Source organism: Zoogloea sp. LCSB751, assembly GCF_002028455.1.
Classification (GTDB): domain Bacteria; phylum Pseudomonadota; class Gammaproteobacteria; order Burkholderiales; family Rhodocyclaceae; genus Zoogloea.
Map to the genome: position 1 here is coordinate 92711 of NZ_MWUM01000012.1, position 23825 is coordinate 116535.

Consider the following 23825-nt stretch of genomic DNA (forward strand, 5'->3'; position numbering starts at 1 on the left):
CCGCCCTACAGCGGGATGCCCCGCTCTGCCGCACAGGTCTGGAGCAGTTCCAGCGCATGAGCGCTGTCGAAATCCGACACGGCCTGTGCGAAGGCCTCGAAGCGCGCCCCCAGGGCCGCCTGCAGCAGCGCCTGCTGAGCCTCCAGCACCTGGCGGCTGGAAAAATCGTCGGCGGCCAGCAGGCGGGCAAGGCGGCCGAACACGTCGGCCATGGCGCCCGCATCCAGCTCGACTTCCGGCGTTGCCGGCGCGGATGCCGGCAACGCCGCACCGATCGCGTCGATGAGGGCCGCCAGCCGGGTTACCACGGCAGCCTGCAGGGGCGCCGAAGCACGCGGCTCATCCTGCCGGCGCAGGGCCTGTTCCAGTTCGGCGGCGCCGGCGGCGAGCTCATGGGCGCCGATCTGCGCCGCAACGCCCTTCAGGGTGTGGGCGAGCCGCGTGGCGGTGCTCCAGTCCTGCGCCTGCAGCGCATCGGCCAGACGCCCGGGAAAATCCTGCTGCCCCTTCACGAACTTGTCCAGCTGGGACAGGTAGAGCGCCTCCCGGCCGAGGGCGTGGTGCAGACCGGCCGCCACGTCCAGGCCGGCAATCGCCCCCAGCGGCAGGGCCGCCCCGGCGACAGCCGGCAAGGCCCCAGGCCCGGTGCCCGGCAGCGCGATCCAGCGCATCAGCGTCGCCCACAGGGCTTCCGGATCGATGGGCTTCGCTACGTGATCGTTCATGCCGGCCTCGAGACAGCGTTCCCGGTCGCCGGCCATGGCGTTGGCAGTCATCGCGACGATGGGCGTGGTGGCGCAGGCAGGCAGCCGGCGGATCTCGCGGGTGGCGGTCAGGCCGTCCATCACCGGCATCTGCACGTCCATCAGGATCAGGTCGTAGCGCCCGCCGGCCGCCTTGTCGACGGCAATCCGGCCGTTGTCGGCGACGTCCACCTGCAGGCCAACCTGCAACAACATCTCGCTGGCCACCTCCTGGTTGAGTTCGTTGTCCTCCACCAGCAGGACGCGGGCGCCGCGCAGCGGTCCGGGCTCGACCGGGATGGCCGCCTCCGGTGCAGACCTGGCACCCAGGCCCCGGTCGCTTCCCAAGGTGCGCATCACCGTATCGAACAGCAGGGAGGCGCCGACCGGTTTGATCAACACATCGCGGATGCCCGCTTCTTCGGCAGCCTTCATCAACTCGTCGCGCCCGTAGGCGGTGACCATCACCAGGCGCGGCGGCGGGTCGAGGGACAGGCGGCGGATCTCCTCGGCCGTCACGATGCCGTCCATGCCGGGCATCTGCCAGTCGAGGAAGATCACCTCGTATGGGCTTCCGGTCGCCGCCGCCCGCCCCAGTTCGGCCAGTGCCGCCGGCCCCGAGCCCACCGCGTGCACGGAGAAGGCCATCCGCCGCAGCATCTCGCTGATGACATCACGGGCATTGGCGTTGTCGTCCACCACCAGCATGCGCCGGCCGCGCAGATCCGCCCCCGGCAGCAGCCGGCGCACCACCGCCGTGCCGCGGCCGAGACGCGCCGTGAACCAGAAGGTGGAGCCCACCTCCGGCGTGCTGTCCACACCGACCTCCCCGCCCATCAGTTCGGCCAGACGCTTGCTGATCACCAGACCCAGACCGGTGCCGCCGTACTTGCGGGTGGTGGACGAATCGGCCTGCTCGAAGCTGCGGAACAGGCGGGCGCGCTGCTCGCCACTGAGTCCGATGCCGGTGTCGCGGACCTCGAAGCGCAGCAGCACGTCGTCGCGGCCCGCCTCGGCAAGCCGCACGCGAATCGCCACCTCGCCGCGCTCGGTGAACTTCACTGCGTTGTTGGCGTAATTGACGAGGATCTGGCCGAGGCGCAGCGGATCGCCGACCAGGCTGCCGGGCACTTCGTCGGCCACATCCACGATCAGCTCCAGCCCCTTGCTGGCGATCTTGTCGGCGATCAGGCTGGAGACGCTGTCGAGAACCCGCTCCAGCTCGAAGTCGGTGCGTTCGATGACCAGCTTGCCGGCCTCGATCTTGGAGATGTCCAGGATGTCGTTGATGATGCCCAGCAGATGCTGGCTCGATCCCTGGATTTTCTCCAGGTAATCGCGCTGGCGCGGCGTCAGCTCGGTACGCAGGGCCAGGTAGGCCATGCCGACGATGGCGTTCATCGGGGTGCGGATCTCGTGGCTCATGTTGGCCAGGAAGTCGGACTTCATGCGGGCCGCCTCTTCGGCCATCGCAGTGGCCTGCCGCATGGCGTCGATGGCATCCCGCTCGGCGCTGATGTCGTCGATGATCCACACCGAACCGCGGGCGTGGTCGTTCACATCGACGGCGCGGGCGGTGAGCCGCGCCCAGAACAGGCTGCCGTCGCGGCGCATCAGCTGTTGCTCGCGGCGGTGCGTTTCGCCGCGCCAGATCTGCGCATAGGGCTCGCCGCCGATCTGCCAGGCCGCCTCGTCGACGTACCAGATGCGGGTCGGCCGCCCCAGCATGGCGCCCGGCGGCCAGCCGAACATGTCATGCAACTGGCGGTTGCCACGCTGCAGCGTGCGATCGACGATCAGCGCCATGCCCGAGGTTGCCGCCTCGAAGATCGCCTGCTGTTCGGCATAGGCGAGACGCAGCATGTCGGCGGCCTCCCGTTCGGCGGTGATGTCCTCGAAGATGCCGACCACCCCCCGTGACGGATCGCCCCCATCCACTGCATGGGCAGCCATGCGCACCCAGAAGCGCGTGCCGTCCTTGCGCACGGTCTGCTGCTCCCAGGTGTGCGTACCGCCGCGCCAGAGGGTTTCATACACAGCCTTGCCGACGTGCTCGTAGGCCGCGTCGTCCGGATACCAGATGCGGCTCGACTGGCCGACCTGCTCGCCGGGCGCGTAGCCGAACATCTCGTCGAGGCGGCGGTTGCCGCGCACGATGCGCCGCCCACGGGTCAGCACGATGCCGATGCTGGCCGACTCGAACAGCGCCTGCTGCTCGGCCATCGCCGCGGCCAGATCGGCGGTACGACGCACCACCTCCTCCTCCAGACGATCCCGCGCGAGCTCACTCTCATGGCGCGCCAGGCGCACCTCGTCGAGCGCCTGGCGCAATTCCTCGGTACGAGCCTCGACGCGCCGACGGAGCTGGCGGCTCCAGACCACCAGCGCAAGCACCACCAGCCCCAGCAAGATGACGCCGTAGCCGGCATGGCGCAGATAGGGCAGCGCCGGTTGCTGCAGCAGGGCACCGAACCACTTCTCGTTGATGAGCCCCAGATCCTCCGCGGGGATGGCCGCAAAACCATTGGCGATGAAGCGCTGCAAGGCCTCGTCATCCCGCCGCACGGCCCAGTGGAAATGCTTCACATACATCGGCGCGGTATGCCGGAAATCATCCGCCACGCCGAACTGGTGCAGCAGATACGCGGCCGGGCGCTCGTCCATGCAGAACACCCGCACCTGCCCTTCCGCCGCACCGCCGACCAGCGCCGCAAAGCTGCGGTAGCGACGCACGTTGGTGGAGCCCTCGATGGCCAGCCGCTCGGGGCAGGTGTCGCCGTCCTTCACACCGACCACGAAGCCACGGCTCGAGGCGGCATCGACGATGCCCGACAAGTCCTGCTGGAAGAACAGCATGGTGTCGAGACGGGCATAGGGCGCAGAGAACAGGTAGCGCTTGTCCCGTTCGGCAGAGTGGGTGATGGTGTCGATGACGTCCGCCGTGCCGGCCCGCATGGCCTCCTCGGCTTGCGCCCCGTCCAGGCCCAGCAGGCGGACCGGCACGCCGGTCTGGTCCTGCCAGGCACGCCAGCGATCCGGCACCACGCCCTGCAGGGCGCCGCTCGCATCGCGCAGCGTGTAGGGCGGGAAGTTGTCGTCGAGCACCACGGTGAGCGACGCGCGCGGCGATGCATCCCCTTCGGCCATGGCCATCCCGACGCCGAGGCAGGCCCCGGCGAACAGGACAGGCAGACGACGCAGGAAGAAGGGAGGCATGCGTTCAGTCCATGACCGACACTTGGTTCAGGGCCGTGCGCAAGGTCATCAGCGCATGGTCGAAATCGAAATTGGCGATCTGCTGCGCCAGCATTTCGGCGTGGCGGCCGAAAGCCGCCCCGAGCAGGGCCTGGTGCTCGCTGAACAGCGATGTGCAGCCCAGGTCGTACTCGGTCAGCAATTCTTCGAGGCGCGCAGCCACCTGGCGCACTTGCAGCCAATCCACCCGCGCCGGCAACGGGGGCGCAACCGCAGTCGGCAGGACATCATGCAGGGCGTGGCAGAGCGCGACAAAATCGGCCTCGAGGGCTGCCGCCTGCACCACCAGTTCGCCCATCGGCACGCTGCCGCCGTCACGCAGGGCGCCTTCCAGAAGCAGGGCGGCGGCCTGCAGGCGGGCGATGCCGAGGGTCGCCGCCAGCCCCTTGAGGGTATGGGCATGGCGATGGGCCGTCTTCACGTCCCCGGCGACCAGCGCCCGCTTGAGCTCGGCCGGCACGTCGCTGGCGGTGAAGCTGTCGAGCAAGCGGGCATAGGTATCCACACGCCCTCGCGTGGAACGCAGACCCGCCACCAGATCGAGACCTTCGATCGCCGCCAGGCGTGCCTGCAGAGGGTTCTCCTCGGCACGTCCCGGCACCGGCGCCGGGCCGGCAACCGGCTCGACCGGCCCCGCCGGCAACCACTGGAGCAAGGTCCGGTAGAGGGTCTCCGGCACGACCGGCTTGGCGATGTGGTCGTTCATGCCGGCAGACAGGCAGCGCTCCCGGTCCTCATCGAAGGCATTGGCGGTCATCGCCAGGATGGGTGTGGCAGCATGGTTCGGCACACCCCGGATCAGGCGGGTGGCCGCCAGACCGTCCATCACCGGCATGTGGATGTCCATCAGGATGATGTCGTAGGACATGCAACGGGCCTGGTCCACCGCCGACTGGCCATCGCCGGCGACATCCACCTGCAGTCCGACCCCCTCCAGCAACGCCAGCGCCACTTCCCGGTTGATCGGATTGTCCTCAACCAACAGGATCCGCCCGCCATGACGCTGGAGCAGGCGGCTCTCCGCGTCGCCGGCAGGCGCCGCCACGGACTCCGGCAGGCGGGCCGGCGGCGGCAAGCGCCCTTGACCGGCGTGCAACGGCAGCTCGATCCAGAAAGTGCTGCCGCACCCGAGCTCGCTGCTCACGCCGATACGCCCTCCAAGGAGCTGGGTGAGGCGCCGGGAAATCGCCAGACCCAGGCCGGTGCCGCCGTACTTGCGGGTTGTCGAGGCATCCGCCTGCAGGAAAGGCTGGAACAGCGCGGCCTGCTGCTCGGCGGACAAGCCGATACCCGTGTCGCAGACTTCAAAACGCACCCACAGGCGGCCGGCATCCGTGGACAGGGGACGGGCACGCAGCACGATTTCCCCTCCCTCGGTGAACTTGACCGCATTGCCGGCAAAGTTGAGCAGGATCTGCTGCAGGCGCAAACCGTCCCCGCGCAGCAGCGACGGCACGCCCTGCAGATCGGCATGCACCGCGAGGCGCTTGGCGTCGGCCTTGTCGCGGATCAGGCTGATCACGTTGTCGATGATCCGCCCGACCTCGAAATCGACCGATTCAAGTTCCAGTCGGCCGGCCTCGATCTTGGAAAGGTCGAGGATGTCGTTGATGATTCCCAGCAGATGGTGGGCCGCGCCGGAAATCTTGGACAGCCGGTCGATGTGGCGCGGTTCGGCCAGATCGCGCCGCAACAGATGGGTCAGGCCGATGATGGCGTTCATCGGGGTGCGGATCTCGTGGCTCATGTTGGCCAGGAACTCGCTCTTGCTGCGGCTGGCGGCCTCCGCGGCCTCCTTGGCGACCATCACTTCGGCGCTGCGCTCGGCCACCAGTTGCTCCAGGTGGTCGCGGTGGCGCTCCAGCTCCTCCGCGTTGCGCTTCTTCTCGGTGATGTCTTCCTTGATCGCCACGTAATGGGTAACGCGGCCATCCGCCTGGCGCACCGGCGCGATGTTGGCCAACTCCACGTATTCGCTGCCGTCCTTGCGCCGGTTGATGAGTTCGCCGCGCCAGGAGTCGCCTCGCGCCAGGGCCGCCCACATGCTGTCGTAGGTCGCCTTCGGGGTCTGCCCGGACTGCAGGATGCTGGGATTCTGGCCGATGGCCTCCTGGCGGGAAAAGCCGGTATTGCGCGCGAAGGCCTCATTCACGTACTCGATGCGCGCATCCAGGTCGGTGATCACGATACTCTCCGGGCTCTGCTCGACGGCCATCACCAGCTTGTGAAGCTCGGCCTGAGCATCCTCCTGGGCGATCAGCGCCTGCCGGAAGGCCAGCACAGCGCCGGCCAACCGGCGCAGCACGCTGCGTGGGTCGGCGCCCAGACGCTCCACCTCGGCCAGATCGGGCGGGTTTACCTGCCCGGCGGCGAGCCCCTGCAGCACGACGCTCAAACCGTGCAGGCGGTGGGTAACCCAGCGGATGATGAAGGCCCAGAACACCATCAACATCAGCATCACCACACCGCCGAACAGGGCGATGCGCCAGGCGTGCAGGGTGACCCCGCGGGCCTGCGTGTCGCTGCGCGCGGCTGCCGCCGCCGACAGGGCGGCGGCGATGGCGTGCGTGTGCTCCGACAGTGCCACGTAGCTGTCCGCAGCCTGATAGGCCTGGCGCATGGCCTGCGGCACATCGCGAGCCGCCAGTTCGCCAGCCGCCGTGATCCGGCTGCGGAAGGCATCGAAATCGGTCTGCGCCTCGCGGGCCTGCACACCGTCCACACCCGACTCCAGCAGCGCCGACCACTGGGCGTCCAGCGCCTCCATGCGCAGCCGGACATCACTGCGCAGGCGGCCGAGTTCATCGGCTGGAAGAGTCCCCGCCGCCGCCCGCTCCAGGCTGGCCCCGACCATCCGCTGAACGGCCGCGGCCTCCTGGTTGAAGCGGGTGGCACTGGCCAGCGCGGCGATGTCCTTCGCCTGCAGCGCGTCGATGATCCGCTGGTCAGTCTGCAGGCTGTACAGGGAGAACAGGTTGAAGCCAGCCGCCAGCACGGTGACCAGGGCAACCGGCAGAAAGAACAGCAGCTGGTAGGGCAGGCGGAGGGACTTCATGGGTGGTCCCCATCCGCCTCCGGCTCGGGATCGGCGAAACGCGTGGCTATGTCGGCAAAACGCTCACGGCAGGCGATAAAGGCATCCACCACGTCCGGATCGAAATGGCTACCGCGTCCGGCAACGATGATCTGCGTGGTTTCGTCGAGACTCATCGGCGGCTTGTAAACACGCCGGCTCATCAGCGCATCGAAGACGTCGGCCAGCGCCATCAGGCGCGCCGACACCGGGATCGCATCGCCGGCATGGCCGCCGGGATAGCCGCTGCCATCCCACTTCTCGTGGTGCCCCAAGGCAATCTCACGGGCGATGCACAGGAAAGCGAAGGCCTCGCCGGCCTGGGCGGCGGAGGCCTCGTCGGCGCTCTCCAGGGCCTGGGCCATGGCCTTGTCGATGGCATCGGCGCCAATGGCCGGGTGCGCCTTCATGATCTCGAATTCATCGGCGGTCAGCCGGCCGCGCTTGAGGAGGATGCTGTCGGGGATGCCGACTTTGCCGATGTCGTGCAGCGGCGCGGCCTTCACCACCATACCCAGGCGGGCGCCGCCCAACGCCGAGTTGAAACGGGGATGCACCGCCAGATGGCGGGCCAGCAGATCGACGTAGGTCTGGGTGCGCACGATGTGGCGTCCCGTCTCGTTGTCGCGGGCCTCGCTGAGACAGGCCAGGGCCCGCACGCTGAGCTCCTGCACCAGCAGGTTCTCGTTCATGCGCCGGCCGACCTCCCGCTCCAGCCACTCGTTCTCGTTGGCCAGCCGGTCGCGGGCCTGCTTGAGCTCCAGGTGGGTGCGCACCCGCGCCAGCACGATGGCCGGATTGATCGGCTTGGTGATGTAGTCCACGGCGCCCAGGGCCAGGCCGTGCTCCTCGTTCTCGGCGGCGTTCATGGCCGTCACGAAGATCACCGGAATATTGCGGGTAGCCGGGTCGGCATGCAGGTGCTGCAGCACTTCGTAGCCATCCATGCCTGGCATCATCACATCGAGCAGAATCAGGTCGGGACGCGGAGCAAGCCCCGCCGCCCGCAATGCCCGCTCGCCGGAGTTGGCGGCGCGCACCCGGTAGTGGGGTTGCAGCAGTTCGCCCAGCACAGCAAGATTCTGCGGCGTGTCGTCGACGATCAGGATCGTATGCTTCGCCGCAGGGGCCTCGGGCTTGTCGCTACTCGCGTAAATACTCATCAGGAAGTCTCCACCCGGGGCCGGGGTGTCAGCAAGGGCAGGAACGGGAGGACGGACCGCGCGGCACACGGCGCGCCCCACATGACATTCAGTTTAGCAACCCCACTACCGAAGCACCGGTACATTTTGTTGTCTCAGCCTTAACGGCGCCGAACCCGATGCCTTTAGCTGCACCATCCATCGTGCGCCCCTCCCGGCGCCCATCGACTCCGGCGGCTTTTCCGGAACCTGATAAGCTCAGCAGAAATAATGAGCTACGGAACCATTCGCCCCCTTAGCACTCCTACAACCAGAGTGCTAATATTGCTGCGAAGGAGGTAGTCGTCGATGTCCCAAACCCTGTCGTTTCCTGTCCCATCCGCGGTTGGCAGTCTGGATCAGTACATCCAGAGCGTGAATCGCATCCCGCTGCTGACCGAGAAGGAAGAATCCGACCTCGCCCACAGCTTCCGGGAGCACGAGGATCTGGAAGCGGCGCGCAAGCTGGTGCTGTCCCACCTGCGTCTGGTGGTCGCCATTGCGCGCGGCTATCTTGGTTATGGCCTGCCCCATGCGGACCTGATCCAGGAAGGCAACGTGGGCCTGATGAAGGCCGTCAAGCGTTTCGACCCGGACCGCGGCGTGCGGCTGGTGTCTTTCGCGATCCACTGGATCAAGGCCGAGATCCACGAGTACATCGTCAAGAACTGGCGCCTGGTCAAGATCGCCACCACCAAGGCCCAGCGCAAGCTGTTCTTCAACCTGCGCAGCCTGAAGAGCAGCAGCAACACGCTGCAGGGTGAGGAAGTACTGGCGGTCGCCGATCAACTGGGCGTCAAGCCGGAAGAGGTCCGCGAGATGGAGACCCGCCTGTCCGGCCAGGACGTGGCACTGGAAAGCGGGCCGGACGACGAGGAAGAACGTTTTGCGCCGATCGCCTATCTGGCCGATCCGCACGCCGAACCGTCCGAAGTCATCGCCCAGCGTCAAGCCTCGCGCCTGCAGGACGTGGGCCTGCACGAAGCGCTGGCCAACTTGGACGAGCGCAGCCGGACCATCGTGCAGCGCCGCTGGCTGACCGAAGGCGATGCCGCCACACTGCACGAACTGGCCGCCGAATACGGCGTATCCGCCGAGCGCATCCGCCAGATCGAAGCCAAGGCCATGCAAAAGATGCGCAGCCATCTGGCCGCACTGGCCTGAACGCCCCACGCAGCCCAGACATAGAAGAACTCAGGGTCTGAACCTCCCCTTGTGAGGGAACTCCCTTCACCGCATCCGACGCCCCCACTCTGGGAGCGTCCAGGGCTGTCTTTTATTTCCCGGCTAGCAGGCGCTTCAGGTCGGCGACGATGGCCGCCGGCTTTTCACCGTGCTTGATATATAGGCGCAGCCGCCCCTGCGGATCGAAGACATAGGTACCGGTGGAGTGATCCACCGTGTAGCGGCCGCCCTGCACATCCCCCTGCATCTGGTAGAACACCTTGAAATCCCGAGCCACGGCCTGCGTCGTGGCCAGGTCGCCGTATAGACCGACGAAACGGGAATCGAAGGCCGGCACGTACTGGGCAAGCAGTTCCTGGGTATCCCGCTCCGGGTCGACAGTGATGAACAGCACCTGCACCCTGTCGGCATCCGGCCCCAGCTCACGCATCACCTGCGCCATGTTGAGCAGATTGGTGGGGCACACGTCCGGGCACTGGGTGTAGCCGAAGAACAGGGTCACGACCTTGCCCTTGTAGTCGGCCAGCGTACGCGCCTGACCGCGATGATCGGTCAGATGAAATCCGCTCGCATAATTCGCCCCGGTGATATCCGTGCTGGCGAAACCCTCCCGTGGCCCGCTGCCGCCCTCCGGCGAACACGCCGCCAGCACGCAAAGTGCTGCAAAACCAGCAATGCTGCATCGCAACAACGCAAACATTTAAAAAATCCTTATGGTTCAATTAACTGCGTTTTCAATAAGTGCACTACAAAACGCAGGGCGATGCTACACTGGCGCCAGAATTTGATCTGGGTCAAAAAGACTCAGACGGGCCTGGAGGAGACGCCATGGCTATAACAATGAAAGAAGCTGCGGGCGCGCGATCATGGGTCGCGCGCCCCAACTGCTCCCTGACGCCAATACTGCGTCGTGGCGTGATCGCCCTGATCCTCGTCGCGAGCCTCGTCATCAGCGCGGCCTTTCTGCTGGCCGGTGCCTGGTTGGTATTACCTTTCGCCGGCCTCGAACTCTTCCTGCTGTATCTCGCCCTGCGCGCCATCGACCGCCGGGCATTCGACTACGAATCCATCCAGCTCGACGACGACAGCCTGATCGTCTCGACCCGCCTGTCTTCCGCTTCGTTCCAGCAACGCTTTCACGCGGCCTGGGCTCGCGTCACGTTAGAAGCCGCCGACGGCCCCGACCCGCTGGTATGCATCCGCTCCCACGGTCACGCGGCCCGGGTAGGACGCCTGCTGACACCGGACGAACGCAGACTGCTTTTCTCGGATCTGTCCCGCCACCTCGCCAGACCTCACTAGCGCCGACGCGGGCCCGATCATCCCACGAAAAGAGAGGTAGAGACTTGAGCCAAACCGCCCCCCGCCTCCAGGCCAGACTTCTCGCTGCACTCGGCCTCGTCTTCGCTTCCGGCTCCGCTCTCGCCGACTTCACGTGGAATTTTCCCAAGCCCGTCACTCCGATCGGGCGTGACACGCTGTCGATGCACAACCAGTTCATGATCATCATCACGGTACTGTTCGTGGTGGTGTTCGCAATCATGGTGTATTCCATGATTGCGCATCGCAAGAGCATCGGCGCCGAACCCGCCCGCTTCAGCGGCCCACGCGGCGCCTTGCAGTGGTTCTGGGTGCTGGTGCCCTTCGCGATCCTGCTCTTCATCGACTTCGTCCTGATGGGCATCCCGGCCTTCCATGCGGTGATCGACATGGAGGACACCCGCACCAAGGCCGACATGGTGCTCAAGGTGACCGGCATGCAGTGGAAGTGGCAGTACGAATACCCGGACTCCGGCATCAAGTACATCAGTACCCTGACCACCCCCCGCGAGCAGATCGAGGGCAAGGAGGCCAAGGGCGAGCACTACCTGCTCGAAGTGGACAACCCCGTGGTGCTGCCGGTCGGCAAGAAGGTGCGCATCCTGCTCACCTCCACCGACGTGATCCACACCTGGTGGGTGCCCCAGTTCGGCGTCAAGCGCGATGCGATTCCCGGTTTCCTGCGGGAAACCTGGGTACGCATCGAGGAGCCCGGCATCTACCGCGGCCAGTGCGCCGAGCTGTGCGGCAAGGATCACGGCTTCATGCCGGTGGTCGTCAAGGCCGTGCCGGAAGCCGAATACGTGGCCTGGGTGGACAAGAAGAAGACCGAACTGGCCGCTGCGGCGGCCAGTGGCGACCGCACCTGGACCCGCGACGAGCTGATGGCCCACGGCAAGGAAACCTACGACAAGATCTGCGCCGCCTGCCACCAGGCCACCGGCCAGGGCCTGCCGCCGGCCTTCCCGGCGCTCGCCGGCAGCAAGATCGTCAATGGTCCGCTGCTGTCGCCGGACGGCAAGCTGATCCCCGACAGCCACGTGGACCGGGTCATGAACGGCAAGGCCGGCACTGCGATGCAGGCCTTCAAGACCACCCTGTCCGACGCCGATCTTGCCGCCGTCATCACCTACGAGCGCAACAGCTTCGGCAACACCAAGGGCGACATGATCCAGCCCGCCCAGATCAAGGCACTTCGCTGAGGAGCCCAGCATGAACACCGCGTCCCATGCCCTCGATCACCATGACGGCCACCACCCCACCGGTCTGCTGCGCTGGCTCACCACCACCAATCACAAGGACATCGGCACGATGTACCTGAGCTTCTCCCTGCTGATGTTCTTCGTCGGCGGGGCGATGATCCTCGGGGTGCGCGCCGAACTGTTCCAACCCGGCCTGCAGCTGATGAAGCCGGAGTTCTTCAACCAGCTGATCGGCGTGCATGCGCTGGTGATGATCTTCGCGGCGCTGATGCCGGCCGCCACCGGCTTCGCCAACTGGATGATCCCGCTGATGATAGGCGCGCCGGACATGGCCCTGCCGCGCCTCAACAACTGGGGCTTCTGGCTGCTGCCGCCGGCCGCCCTGCTGCTGACGATGCCCTTCTTCCTGGCGCTGTTCGGCATCGGCGACGGCGCCGTCGCCACCGGCTGGACCCTCTACGCACCGCTGTCCGTGCAGGGCGGCATCGGGGTGGATTTCGCGATCTTCTCGATCCACATCCTCGGCATCAGCTCGATCATGGGCTCGATCAACATCATCGCCACCATCCTCAACATGCGCGCCCCCGGCATGACGCTGATGAAGATGCCGCTGTTCTGCTGGGGCTGGCTGGTCACCGCGGTGCTGCTGATCATCACCCTGCCGGTGCTCGCCGGCGGCGTGACCATGCTGCTCACCGACCGCCACTTCGGCACCCATTTCTTCAACGCTGCCGGCGGCGGCGACCCGATCCTGTTCCAGCACCTGTTCTGGTTCTTCGGCCACCCGGAGGTCTACATCCTGCTGCTGCCGGTGTGGGGCCTGATGCCCCACGTGCTGTCAACCTTCACCCGCAAACCGATCTACGGCCATACCGCCCAGGTGTGGTCCTTCGTCGCGATTGGCGTGCTGGGCCTGATCGTGTGGGCCCACCACTTCCTTACCTCCGGTCTGCCGGTTCCGGCCCTGCTGTATTTCATGTACAGCACCATGTCGATCTCGCTGCCGCTGGCGGTGCTGTTCTTCTGCTGGATCGCCACCATGTGGCGCGGCGCGATGAGCTTCGAGACGCCAATGCTGTTCGCCCTCGGCTTCATCGTACTGTTCGGCATCGCCGGGCTGACCGGCCTCGTGCTGGCCGACGTGGCCGCCGACGCCCAGTATCACCACAGCTACTTCGTGGTGGCCCACTTCCACTACGCGCTGTTCGCCGGCGGCATCATGGGCGTGATGACCGGCGTGTACTACTGGCTGCCCAAATGGACCGGCCACATGTATAGCGAGAAGCTCGGCAAGCTGCACTTCTGGCTGACCGTGATCAGCTTCAACTTCACCTTCATGCCCCAGTTTTTCCTGGGCCTCGCCGGCATGCCCCGGCGCATTCCCGACTACGCATTGCAGTTCGCCGAATTCAATGCGATATCCACGGTAGGGGCCTTCGCGCTGGGCCTGTCGCAACTGATCTTCGCCTACAACGTGTGGCGCTGCGTGAAAGGCGGCGACAAGGCGACCGACCGGGTGTGGGAAGGCACCGAGGGGCTGGAATGGGAACTCAGCTCCCCGCCGCCCCACCACTCCTGGGAAACCCAGCCCGTCATCAAAGCAGGCTGATCAAGTAGGAGGACATCATGCATTTCACGTCCGATGACCTGGCCGAGCGCCGTCGCGCTTCGTCACGCTTCGCCTGGATACTCGGCGCCATCGCGCTGGGCCTGTACCTGATCGGCTTCCTGATCGAGCGCTGACACCGCCATGCGGGAAGCCGCCCTCAATCCGCCGCCGCACCGGCACGGCAGGCTGGTCATCCGCCTGTTGCTGGTGGCGGCGGCCTTCTTCGCCTTCGGCTTTGCGCTGGTACCGCTCTACGACACCCTGTGCCGCGCGGTGGGCTTCAACGGCAAAACCTTGAAGGACACCATCCAGGCCAAAGACGTACCGCCGAGCGCGGTGAATTACGCCCGCAGCCTGGGCGTGCAATTCACTTCCACGCTGATGCCCGGCCTGCCGTGGGAGATCCGCCCCCTCGAGCCATCCATCGAGATCCATCCCGGCGAACTGCGCACCACCCGCTTCCTGGTCCGCAATCTGTCCGACCAGACCATCGTCGGCCAGGCCGTGCCCAGCGTATCGCCGACCGTGGCGGCCCGCCATTTCCGCAAGCTCGACTGTTTCTGCTTCAAGCAACAGACCCTCGCCCCCGGCGAGAGCCGCGAGATGGCCCTGACCTTCGTCATCGACGGCGACATCGGCGAGGAAGTCAGCGAGCTGACGCTGGCCTACGCCTTCTTCCCGGCACCGAATCCTAACTAGGGAGTCCGCCTTGAACGCCTCGCACGCCAACTCCGCCGCGCCGCACGCCGGCCACTACTATGTGCCGCAGCCCACCCTCTACCCGGTCTTCCTGTCGGGCGGCATGTTCCTGCTGGCGCTGGGCTTCATCCTGCTGATGAACAAGTTCGCGCCGGGGCCATGGGTGATGGCTGGCGGTTCGGCGGTGATCATCTTCGTGCTGTTCAAGTGGTTCGGCGCGGTGATCGCCGAAAACCAGCGCGGCGCCTACACCGACTGGGAGGACAAGTCCTTCCGCCAGGGCATGGTGTGGTTCATCGGTTCGGAGGTGATGTTCTTCGCAGCCTTCTTCGGCGCGCTGTTCTACTGCCGCAACATCTCGGTGCCGGCCCTCGCCCACATGGACCCGGCCTTCACGCTGTACAAGGACTTCACCGCCGCCTGGCCGACTGCCGGCCCGAAGGGCGCTCCGTTCACGCCGATGGGCGCCTGGGGCATCCCGGCGATCAACACGGCCCTGCTGCTGAGCTCCGGCGTCACGCTGACCTTTGCCCACTGGGGCCTGATGAAGGGCTCCCGCAGCCAGCTCAACCTGGGCCTGATCCTCACCGTACTGCTCGGCGTGATCTTCCTCGGCTTCCAGGCCTACGAATACCACCATGCCTACACCGAAATGGGCCTGACGATGGGCGCCGGCGTGTATGGCGCCACCTTCTTCATGCTGACCGGCTTCCACGGTTTCCACGTCACACTAGGCGCGATCATGCTGGCCGTCGTCACCGGCCGCTGCCTGGCCGGGCACTTCGACGCCAGACGCCACTTCGCCTTCGAGGCGGTGGCCTGGTACTGGCACTTCGTGGATGTGGTGTGGCTGCTGCTGTTCGTCGTGGTCTATTGGCTCTAGCGCCCCACGGCGCCGAAATGCCAGGCCAGCAGCAGGCCGAGAAAGAGCACAAGGGAGAGGTAGACGCGCAAGGTGAGCGCCCGCACAACCCGGTCGCCGTTGCCTTTGTCGCGATACAGGAAGAACAAGCCCGAAAAGAGGCTGCCGACCACCAGCAACAGCATGAACACCACGGCCAACTTGAATGCCACAGCCCGCTCCCCGAACCCGGTTCGCCGATTGTGCGCCGGCGTCCGGGCCATCACAAGCGGCCGCCGCTTCCGCCCTTCCCTGTGGGGCGGCGTGCTTTCGCTGGCCGTCGCCGCCGGCTGCCTCCAGCTCGGCCACTGGCAGTACGGCAAGGCCGAACGCAAGCAGGCCGCCCAGGCCGTGCTCGACCAGCGCAGCACCGACGCGCCGGTCAGCCTTGGCAGCACGCCGATGGATGCCGACAGCCTGCGCTCGCGGCCAGTGCTGATCCGTGGCCGCTTCGAGACCGAACGCCAGTTCCTCGTCGACAACCGTGTCCATCGGGAACAGGCCGGCTACCACGTGATCACCCCCTTCCACATCGACGGCGGCAACATGCGCGTGCTGGTGAACCGCGGCTGGATTCCGGCTTCCGCCCGCCACACGGACATTCCACAGGTGGATACGCCGAGCGGCCCGCTGGAGCTGCGCGGCACCGCCGTCGTACCGAGCACCCGCTTCTTCACGCTGGGCGACGGCGACAGCACCAACTGGCAGCCGGTCTGGCAGAACCTCGACCTGGCCCGCTTCGTCCGGCTCGTACCGTGGCCGGTGCAACCGGTGGTGGTACAGCTGGATGCCGCCGCGCCTGCCGGCTTCGTGCGCGACTGGCCGCGCCCGGACGAGCGCCTCGAACGCCATCTTTCCTACGCCTATCAGTGGTACGGCTTCGCCGCCTCCGCGATGCTGATCTGGCTGGCCCTCGGCTGGAGGCGCCGCTGATGCGCCGCTACCGCCCGCTGCTATTGATCCTGGCCTTGCTGCTGATGCCCTTCGCAGTCGGCGCAGGGTTGTATGCCTGGGGCTGGCATCCGGACCAACCCGGCAACCACGGCGAACTGCTGTCCCCGCCGCGCGCGCTGCCGCCGCTGGCCGACGCTTCCGGCCAGCCTCTCGGCAAACAGGACTTCGACGGCCACTGGAGCCTGGTGGTCGCCGGCCCCGGCCCTTGCGACACCGCCTGCCGCAACTGGATCGTCGCCACCCGCCAGATCCACGTCGCCCTCTACAAGCAGATGCCGCGGGTCCAGCGCACCTGGCTGTCCGATCAGGCAGCGCCCGACGTCGCCCCGCTGCACGCCCTGCAACCCGACCTGCATGCCGCCGTGGCGCGCAGCGCCGCCGCCCGCGCGGCCTTCGACCTGGATGGGCACGGGCACCGGGTGTACGTGGTGGACCCGCTCGGCAAGATCATCCTGCGCTACGCCCCCGACGCCGACCCGCACAACATCCTGAAGGACATGGAACGCCTGCTCCGCTATGCCTGGGCCGGCTGAGAACGCATTCCCCGGAGAGACCACGATGCCGACGACCTTCCGCAGCACCGCCGCCCCCGCGCCTCTCGGCCTGCGCCTCGCCGCCTTCCTGACCCAGTGCAAACCGCGGGTGAACAGCCTGATCGTGTTCACCGCGCTGATCGGCATGTTCCTCGCCGTACCCGGCTGGCCGCCGGCCGGCCTGATGCTCGCCGCCACCGTCGGCATCGCGCTGGTGGCCGGTGCCGCCGCGGCGATCAACTGCCTGGTGGAGCGGAGCATCGACGCCCGCATGGCACGTACCCGCGGCCGTCCGCTGCCGCTGGGGCTGATCAGCCCGGCGGAGACCCTCGGCCTGGCCTGCCTGACCGGCGGCTCGGGCCTGTGGCTGCTGCACGTGGCGGTCAATCCGCTGACCATGTGGCTGACCCTCGCCACCTTTCTCGGCTACGCCATCGTCTACACCGTGATCCTGAAACCGGCCACCCCAATGAACATCGTCATCGGCGGTGCTTCCGGCGCCATGCCGCCGGTGCTCGGCTGGGCGGCAATGACGGACAGCATCGGCCTGCCGGCGCTGGCCCTGTTCCTCATCATCTTCCTGTGGACGCCGCCCCACTTCTGGGCACTGGCCTGCTACCGGCGCGAGGAATACGCCCGCGCCGGCCTGCCGATGCTGCCGGTCAGCCACGGCGTGGCGCTGACCTGCCTGCACATCCTGCTATACACCATCCTGCTGGCGGCCGTGTCCTACCTGCCGTGCACGCTGGGCCTGTCCGGCGGCGTCTATCTGGCGCTGGTCAGCCTGCTCAACCTGGGCTACCTGCGGGAGGCCTGGACCCTGTGGCGCGATTACTCGGACGCCCGTGCGCGGCACGCCTTCCGCTATTCGCTGATCTACCTCACCGGCCTGTTCGCGGCCCTCTTCCTGGACCGCCTGGCATGAGGGCGCGCCCATCCGGCCGGCGTAGCCTCGCCATCGTCGCTTTCCTGCTTGCCCTGGTGGTGGTTTCCCTCGGGGCCTGGGTGCGCCTGTCCGACGCCGGCCTCGGTTGCCCGGACTGGCCCGGCTGCTATGGTCATCTGGTTGGCGTGCCGGAACGTGCCCACGAAGTAAGCGCTGCGGAAACGGCCTTCGGCCAGCGCATCGAGGCCGGCAAGGCCTGGAAAGAGATGATCCACCGCTACGCCGCCGGCACGCTGGGTCTGTGCATCGCCGGCCTGGCGGTGCTCGGCTGGCGGCAACGCGCCCGGCGCAAGCCGACGCTCGAACTGGCCCTGCTCGCCGTGGTGCTGGTACAGGCTACCCTCGGCATGCTGACCGTCACCCAGTTGCTGAAGCCGGTGATCGTCACCTGCCACCTGCTCGGCGGCATGACGACACTGGCGCTGCTGGCGGCCCTGGTGCTGCGGGAAGGGCGCGGTCTCCGTCCGGCGGCAGGCACCAGCGCCAGTCTGCGGGCGCACGCCGGCGCGGCGCTGGCCACGGTCATCGTGCAGATCGCCCTCGGTGGCTGGGTCAGCAGCAACTACGCCGCGGCCATCTGTCCGGACTTTCCAACCTGCCAGGGCAGCTTCAGCCCGCCGCTGGATTTCCATCATGCCTTCACGCTGGACCGCGAACTGGGCATCACCGCCAGCGGCGCCCTGCTGCCAGCCAGCGCCTTGACCGCCATCCACTGGACGCATCGCCTGTTCGCCGGCGTGGTGCTGCTGGTCGCCGGCGGCCTCGGCGTCCGCCTGCTGGCCCGCCGACACAGCCATTGGCCTGGCCTTGCACTGCTCGGCGCACTGGGCCTGCAGATCGGACTGGGCATCGCCAACGTGCTGCAGCAACTGCCGCTGCCGTTGGCCGTCGCCCACAACACCGGCGCTGCGCTGCTGCTATGCGTCACCCTGGCCGTGGTCCTGCCCCTTTTGCAGAAGAAAAAAGCCCGCCACCGGCAACCGGTAGCGGGCTTTCCGCGACGTTTCGACAAGCTGGATACGGAATCGGCACGCTGAATGACGGGAGCGCCGGGACCGGACGCTCCCTGCTTGTTAGGACGAATCTGTGGGGGCGGACGAGTTCGCCCTCACAGGAGCCCCCCGCAGGGGATACCCCCTGGCTTACTGCCCGAGGGCGGTCAGCAGCTTGCCGTGGATGCCGCCGAAACCACCATTGCTCATGACCAGGATCCGATCACCGTCGCGGGCTTCAGCGACGATGGCGGCCACCAGCGCCTCCAGATCATCCTCGACCACCGTTTTGCCAGCGATCGGCGCCAAGGCCGCGCGGGCGTCCCAACCCAGGTTGGCGGCGTAGCAGAAGACCTTGTCGGCCTGGGTCAGGCTGGCCGGTAGCTGGTCCTTCATCACGCCGAGCTTCATGGTGTTGGAGCGCGGCTCCAGCACCGCCAGGATGCGCGCATCACCAACCTGGCGGCGCAGGCCTTCGACGGTCAGCGTGATCGCGGTCGGGTGATGGGCGAAATCGTCATACACCGCCACCCCGCGCACCGTGCCACGCAGTTCGAGGCGGCGCTTGACGCCCTCGAAACGGCTCAGCGCATCCAACGCCACTTCCGGCGTAACCCCCACGTGCCGCGCCGCGGCGATCGCCGCCAGCGCATTGGCGCGATTGTGACGGCCGGACAAAGGCAAGCGGCGGCGTCCGATCTCCTTGCCCAGGTGACGGACCACCACCTCGTCCTCGCTGGCCCCCTCCACCACCGACCAGCCCGCCGCGTCGTTGAACCATTCCAGCTCGGACCAGCAGCCGCGCTGCATGACCCGCGGCAGGGATTCTTCGGCGGCATTGGCGACGATGCGGCCGAGCCGCGGCACGGTGCGCACCAGGTGGTGGAACTGGGTTTCGATGGCCGCCAGGTCGGAGAAGATGTCGGCATGATCGAACTCCAGGTTGTTCAGGATCAGCGTCCGCGGACGGTAATGAACGAACTTGGAGCGCTTGTCGCAGAAGGCCGTATCGTATTCGTCGGCCTCGATAACGAAGAACGGCGACTCGGTCAGCCGTGCCGACAGGCCGAAGTTCTTCGGCACGCCGCCGACCAGGAACCCCGGATTGAGGCCGGCATCCTCGAGGATCCAGGCCAGCAGCGAAGTGGTGGTGGTCTTGCCGTGGGTACCGGCAACGCCCAGCACCCAGCGCCCCTGCAGCACGTTCTCGGCCAGCCATTGAGGACCCGACACATAGGGCAGGCCCTTGTCGAGGATCTCCTCCAGCAGCGGATTGCCGCGGGAAATCGCGTTGCCGACGACGAACATGTCCGGCTCCAGGTCGAGCTGCTCAACCCCGTAGCCCTCGACGAGGCGGATGCCCTGCTCTTCGAGCTGGGTGCTCATCGGCGGATAGACGTTGGCATCGCAGCCCGTCACGGTATGGCCGGCAGCCCGCGCCAGCAGGGCCACGCCGCCCATGAAGGTTCCGCAGATTCCAAGAATGTGTATGTGCATTATTCGTCTAAGCGACAGAAACAGTGCCGCAACAGTCGTGTGTAGAATGGTTGGCATTCTAATCGAACGGGGAGCTCCGACCGCCCATGCCGCGCCCTGCCGTTCCACACCGCAGCAATCTGCGCCGCGAGATCGCCGCCCTGGCGGCCCGCATGATCGCCGAAGACGGCATCAGCGATTATGGCTTTGCCAAGCGCAAGGCCGCCCGCCAGCTCGGCGCCCTCGCCGCCGACGAACTGCCCAACAACGCGGAGATCGAAGCCGAAGTCCGCACTTACCTCGCCGTTTTCCAGGACGAAGAACACCTGGAGCGCCAGTACGTCATGCGCTCGGCCGCCGTCGCAGTGATGCGCGAACTGGAGCCTTTCCGTCCTTACCTCACCGGACCGGTGCTGGAAGGCACCGCCGGTCGCTACTCGGAAGTAGAGATCGACCTGTTCCCCGAGAGCGCCAAGGAAGTGGAGATTTTCTTCCTCAACAACGACGTCGCCTACGAACACCGGGAGCCGCGCCGCAACCAGCCCGACGGCCCGGAAGCCATCCTCGTCTTCGACTGGGACGACATCCCGTTCAAGCTGCGCATCTACTCCCCCGACGTGGAGCGCCTGAACCGCCGCGGCAACCATGGCGCACGCCAGATGGAACGCGCGCGCCTGTCCGTCGTCGAAGCGCTCATCAACGAAACTTCGGCAGAAGCCCACATCCATCCATGAGTCGCAGCACCACCCTCGCCCTCGTCACCGCCGTCGCCCTGACCTCCGGAGCGGCCGGTTTGTATACCTCCTACGCCAGCAACGCCATCGCCGCGACACCGGCAAGCAACCTATCCCAGACCCAGCGCACCGCGCTCGGTAAGCTGCTGGCACTCGATCTGCCCGACGCCAAGGGCACCCAGCAACCGTTCTCGGCCTGGAAGGGCAAGGTGCTGGTCGTCAACTTCTGGGCCACCTGGTGCCCGCCGTGCCGCAAGGAGATCCCGGCGTTCTCGGCCCTGAGCCGCAAATATGCCGGCAAAGGCGTGCAATTCGTCGGCGTGAGCATCGATACTGCCAAGAATGTGGCCGGCTTCCTGGCCAAGCAACAGGTCGCCTACCCGCTGGTGATTGCCGATCCGTCCCTGGTCCAGCTCACCGAGGAACTCGGCAACAGCTCCCAGGGCCTGCCTTTCACGTTGGTCATCGATCGCAACGGCAGCATCAGCCTGGTCAAGCTGGGCGAATTGTCCGAGCAGGAGCTGGACCGCAAACTCGCCGAACTGAGCAAGTCCTGACGCTTCCGAGCAGGGCTGCGCGGTGGACAACTTGCGCGTAATTACGGCAAACTTGCACTCATGACGCGCAAAACCCGCACCCAGGAAGCCCATAATGACAACCCGCCGCAACAGCGGATTCTCGTTTTGCATGGTCCCAACCTGAACCTGCTCGGCCGCCGGGAGCCCGGCATCTACGGACTGACGACCCTCGCCGACATCCATGTCGCGATGGAAAGTCGGGCCAAAGCCGACGGCGTACTGCTGGAGTCCTTCCAGAGCAACCACGAGGGCGAACTGATCGACCGCGTGCAGGCTGCGGAAAGCGAAGCCGTCGATTTCATCGTCATCAATCCGGCAGGCTACACGCACACCAGCGTCGCACTGCGGGACGCCCTCGCCGGCGTCGCCATTCCGTACGTCGAAGTGCACCTGTCGAACATCCACGCCCGCGAGCCGTTCCGCCATCACTCCTACTTTTCCGACAAGGCGGTGGGAGTGATCTGCGGGCTGGGCGCCCAGGGCTACCAACTCGCCCTCGAATTCGCCCTCGCCCGTCTGCGCGCAGCTCGCGCCTGAACAAGACATCGGCGGGCCGGCCATGCTGCCGGCCGCCTCACATATCAAGGGGAATAATATGGATCTTCGCAAGCTCAAGAAATTGATCGACCTGGTCCAGGAGTCTGGCATCTCCGAGCTGGAAGTCACCGAAGGCGAGGAAAAAGTCCGCATCGCCAAGCACATCTCCGGCCCCGCGCCGGTCAGCTACGTCGCCCAGGCCCCCGTTGCGCCGGTCGCCGTCAGCGCTCCCGCCTTCGCCTCGGCAGCACCTGTCGCTGCCGCAGCCGAATCGGCCCTGCCGGAGGGCAATGTGGTCAAGTCGCCCATGGTCGGTACCTTCTACCGCGCCTCCGCGCCGGGCGCCAAGCCCCTCGTCGAAGTGGGCCAGAGCGTCGCCGTCGGCGACGTGCTGTGCATCATCGAAGCCATGAAGCTGATGAACGAGATCGAAGCCGAAGTAGCCGGCACCGTGAAGGCCATCCTCGTCGAAAACGGCGAGCCGCTGGAATACGGCGAACCCCTCTTCGTCATCGGCTAAATCATGGCGATGTTCGAAAAAATCCTGATCGCCAACCGGGGCGAGATCGCCCTGCGTGTGCTGCGCGCCTGCCGCGAACTGGGCATCAAGACCGTCGCGGTCCATTCCGAGCCGGACGCCGAGGCCAAGTACGTCAAGCTGGCCGACGAGTCGGTCTGTATCGGCCCGGCCTCGTCGGCCCTCAGCTACCTCAACATCCCGGCGCTGATCTCGGCCGCTGAAGTCACCGACGCGGAAGCCATCCACCCGGGCTACGGCTTCCTGTCCGAGAACGCCGACTTCGCCGAGCGGGTCGAGCAGTCCGGCTTCGTCTTCATCGGCCCGCGCGCCGAAACCATCCGCCTGATGGGTGACAAGGTTTCCGCAAAGGATGCCATGAAGGCGGCTGGCGTGCCCTGCGTGCCCGGCTCCGACGGTGCGCTGCCGGAAGACCCGAAGGAAATCGTCAAGATCGCCCGGGCCATCGGCTACCCGGTAATCATCAAGGCCGCCGGCGGCGGCGGCGGTCGCGGGATGCGCGTGGTGCACACCGAGGCCGCGCTGATCAACGCCGTCACGACGACCCGCGCCGAAGCCGGTGCAGCCTTCGGCAATCCGACGGTTTACATGGAGAAGTTCCTGGAGAATCCGCGTCACGTGGAAATCCAGATCCTGGCCGACCAGCACGGCAACGCCATCTACCTGGGCGAACGCGACTGCTCCATGCAGCGCCGCCACCAGAAGGTCATCGAGGAAGCCCCCGCTCCGGGTATCGAGCGCCGCCATATCGCCCGTATCGGCGAGCGTTGCGCCGAGGCCTGCCGCAAGATCGGCTACCGGGGCGCCGGTACCTTCGAATTCCTGTACGAGAACGGTGAGTTCTACTTCATCGAGATGAACACCCGTGTGCAGGTCGAACACCCGGTCACCGAGCTGATCACCGGCGTGGACATCGTGCAGGAACAGATCCGCGTCGCCGCCGGCCAGAAGCTCAACTACCGGCAGAAGGACATCGAGTTCCGCGGCCATGCAATCGAATGCCGCATCAACGCGGAAGATCCGTTCAAATTCACCCCCTGCCCCGGCAAGATCACCAACTGGCACGTGCCCGGTGGCCCCGGCATCCGCGTCGACTCCCACGTATATAGCGGCTACACCGTGCCACAGCACTACGACTCGATGATCGGCAAGCTGATCGCCTACGGCGACACCCGCGACCAGGCCATCCGCCGCATGCGCATCGCGCTGTCTGAGATGCTGGTGGAAGGCATCAAGACCAACATCCCGCTGCACCAGGAACTGATGCTCGATGCCCGCTTCGTCGAGGGCGGCACCAGCATCCACTACCTGGAGCACAAGCTGGCGGGCCGCAACGACGTCAGCAAGAACTGATGATGGCGCGCCCCCA

The 23825-nt window shown here is 66.5% G+C and carries 21 protein-coding genes; 15 read left to right on the forward strand and 6 right to left on the reverse strand.

Annotated features, from left to right (window positions below; translation table 11 throughout):
- Nucleotides 1-5 precede the first annotated feature (5 nt).
- The 3 genes from B4920_RS14790 to B4920_RS14800 are packed head-to-tail and all read right to left on the reverse strand — an operon-like array spanning nt 6 to nt 8234.
- Nucleotides 6-3959, reverse strand: a complete 3954-nt coding sequence (locus B4920_RS14790) for a response regulator (RefSeq protein ID WP_079435468.1) — start codon at nt 3957-3959, stop codon at nt 6-8.
- 4 nt (nt 3960-3963) lie between these two features.
- Nucleotides 3964-7053: an ATP-binding protein gene (locus tag B4920_RS14795; protein WP_079435469.1), complete on the reverse strand. Its 3090-nt coding sequence runs from the start codon at nt 7051-7053 to the stop codon at nt 3964-3966.
- Nucleotides 7050-8234: a two-component system response regulator gene (locus tag B4920_RS14800; protein ID WP_079435470.1), complete on the reverse strand. Its 1185-nt coding sequence runs from the start codon at nt 8232-8234 to the stop codon at nt 7050-7052. Before B4920_RS14800 ends, B4920_RS14795 begins: the two co-directional genes overlap by 4 nt.
- A 327-nt stretch (nt 8235-8561) precedes the next feature.
- Between B4920_RS14800 and rpoH the strand changes: the two genes are divergently transcribed.
- The gene (gene rpoH, locus B4920_RS14805) at nt 8562-9416 is read left to right on the forward strand and encodes an RNA polymerase sigma factor RpoH (RefSeq protein WP_079435471.1); all 855 of its coding nucleotides are present in this window, start codon (nt 8562-8564) and stop codon (nt 9414-9416) included.
- Between the two features lie 112 nt (nt 9417-9528).
- Here the strand turns inward: rpoH and B4920_RS14810 are convergent, their stop codons facing one another.
- Nucleotides 9529-10137, reverse strand: a complete 609-nt coding sequence (locus B4920_RS14810) for an SCO family protein (protein ID WP_079435472.1) — start codon at nt 10135-10137, stop codon at nt 9529-9531.
- 128 nt (nt 10138-10265) lie between these two features.
- Between B4920_RS14810 and B4920_RS14815 the strand changes: the two genes are divergently transcribed.
- The 5 genes from B4920_RS14815 (at nt 10266) to B4920_RS14835 (ending at nt 15150) form a co-directional block, all read left to right on the forward strand.
- On the forward strand, nt 10266-10739 hold the full coding sequence (locus B4920_RS14815) for a DUF2244 domain-containing protein (protein ID WP_079435473.1): 474 nt from the start codon (nt 10266-10268) through the stop codon (nt 10737-10739).
- 44 nt (nt 10740-10783) lie between these two features.
- Nucleotides 10784-11959, forward strand: a complete 1176-nt coding sequence (gene coxB / locus B4920_RS14820) for a cytochrome c oxidase subunit II (RefSeq protein ID WP_079435474.1) — start codon at nt 10784-10786, stop codon at nt 11957-11959.
- 10 nt (nt 11960-11969) lie between these two features.
- The gene (gene ctaD, locus B4920_RS14825) at nt 11970-13568 is read left to right on the forward strand and encodes a cytochrome c oxidase subunit I (RefSeq protein ID WP_079435475.1); all 1599 of its coding nucleotides are present in this window, start codon (nt 11970-11972) and stop codon (nt 13566-13568) included.
- 141 nt (nt 13569-13709) lie between these two features.
- On the forward strand, nt 13710-14267 hold the full coding sequence (locus B4920_RS14830) for a cytochrome c oxidase assembly protein (RefSeq protein ID WP_079435476.1): 558 nt from the start codon (nt 13710-13712) through the stop codon (nt 14265-14267).
- Between the two features lie 10 nt (nt 14268-14277).
- Entirely contained in the window at nt 14278-15150 is an 873-nt protein-coding gene (locus tag B4920_RS14835) for a cytochrome c oxidase subunit 3 (RefSeq protein ID WP_079435477.1), read from the forward strand.
- Here the strand turns inward: B4920_RS14835 and B4920_RS14840 are convergent.
- Complete coding sequence (locus B4920_RS14840) at nt 15147-15341, reverse strand: twin transmembrane helix small protein (protein WP_088179474.1); 195 nt, start codon at nt 15339-15341, stop codon at nt 15147-15149. The two genes, B4920_RS14835 and B4920_RS14840, sit on opposite strands and share 4 nt — an antisense overlap.
- Before the next feature lie 28 nt (nt 15342-15369).
- Between B4920_RS14840 and B4920_RS14845 the strand changes: the two genes are divergently transcribed.
- The 4 genes from B4920_RS14845 to B4920_RS14860 are packed head-to-tail and all read left to right on the forward strand — an operon-like array spanning nt 15370 to nt 18638.
- The gene (locus B4920_RS14845) at nt 15370-16101 is read left to right on the forward strand and encodes an SURF1 family protein (protein ID WP_254050947.1); all 732 of its coding nucleotides are present in this window, start codon (nt 15370-15372) and stop codon (nt 16099-16101) included.
- On the forward strand, nt 16101-16655 hold the full coding sequence (locus B4920_RS14850; RefSeq protein ID WP_079435480.1) for a hypothetical protein: 555 nt from the start codon (nt 16101-16103) through the stop codon (nt 16653-16655). The genes B4920_RS14845 and B4920_RS14850 overlap by 1 nt, the downstream gene beginning before the upstream one ends.
- Nucleotides 16656-16680: 25 nt before the next feature.
- On the forward strand, nt 16681-17580 hold the full coding sequence (gene cyoE / locus B4920_RS14855; protein WP_079435481.1) for a heme o synthase: 900 nt from the start codon (nt 16681-16683) through the stop codon (nt 17578-17580).
- On the forward strand, nt 17577-18638 hold the full coding sequence (locus B4920_RS14860; protein WP_079435482.1) for a heme A synthase: 1062 nt from the start codon (nt 17577-17579) through the stop codon (nt 18636-18638). The genes cyoE and B4920_RS14860 overlap by 4 nt, the downstream gene beginning before the upstream one ends.
- Before the next feature lie 105 nt (nt 18639-18743).
- Here B4920_RS14860 and mpl read toward each other — a convergent pair whose 3' ends face one another.
- Nucleotides 18744-20090 (reverse strand): UDP-N-acetylmuramate:L-alanyl-gamma-D-glutamyl-meso-diaminopimelate ligase, encoded by a 1347-nt coding sequence (gene mpl / locus B4920_RS14865; RefSeq protein WP_079435483.1) that lies wholly within the window; start codon nt 20088-20090, stop codon nt 18744-18746.
- A gap of 152 nt (nt 20091-20242) precedes the next feature.
- On the opposite strand from mpl, the gene B4920_RS14870 reads away from it, so the two are divergent.
- The 5 genes from B4920_RS14870 to accC are packed head-to-tail and all read left to right on the forward strand — an operon-like array spanning nt 20243 to nt 23809.
- Nucleotides 20243-20803, forward strand: a complete 561-nt coding sequence (locus tag B4920_RS14870) for a hypothetical protein (protein WP_254050952.1) — start codon at nt 20243-20245, stop codon at nt 20801-20803.
- Complete coding sequence (locus tag B4920_RS14875; protein WP_079435485.1) at nt 20800-21360, forward strand: TlpA disulfide reductase family protein; 561 nt, start codon at nt 20800-20802, stop codon at nt 21358-21360. The genes B4920_RS14870 and B4920_RS14875 overlap by 4 nt, the downstream gene beginning before the upstream one ends.
- A gap of 60 nt (nt 21361-21420) precedes the next feature.
- Nucleotides 21421-21918, forward strand: a complete 498-nt coding sequence (gene aroQ / locus B4920_RS14880; protein WP_079435486.1) for a type II 3-dehydroquinate dehydratase — start codon at nt 21421-21423, stop codon at nt 21916-21918.
- Nucleotides 21919-21976: 58 nt separating this feature from the next.
- Nucleotides 21977-22438, forward strand: a complete 462-nt coding sequence (gene accB, locus B4920_RS14885) for an acetyl-CoA carboxylase biotin carboxyl carrier protein (RefSeq protein WP_079435487.1) — start codon at nt 21977-21979, stop codon at nt 22436-22438.
- Between the two features lie 9 nt (nt 22439-22447).
- Nucleotides 22448-23809: an acetyl-CoA carboxylase biotin carboxylase subunit gene (accC, locus tag B4920_RS14890; RefSeq protein ID WP_079435523.1), complete on the forward strand. Its 1362-nt coding sequence runs from the start codon at nt 22448-22450 to the stop codon at nt 23807-23809.
- Nucleotides 23810-23825: the final 16 nt, after the last annotated feature.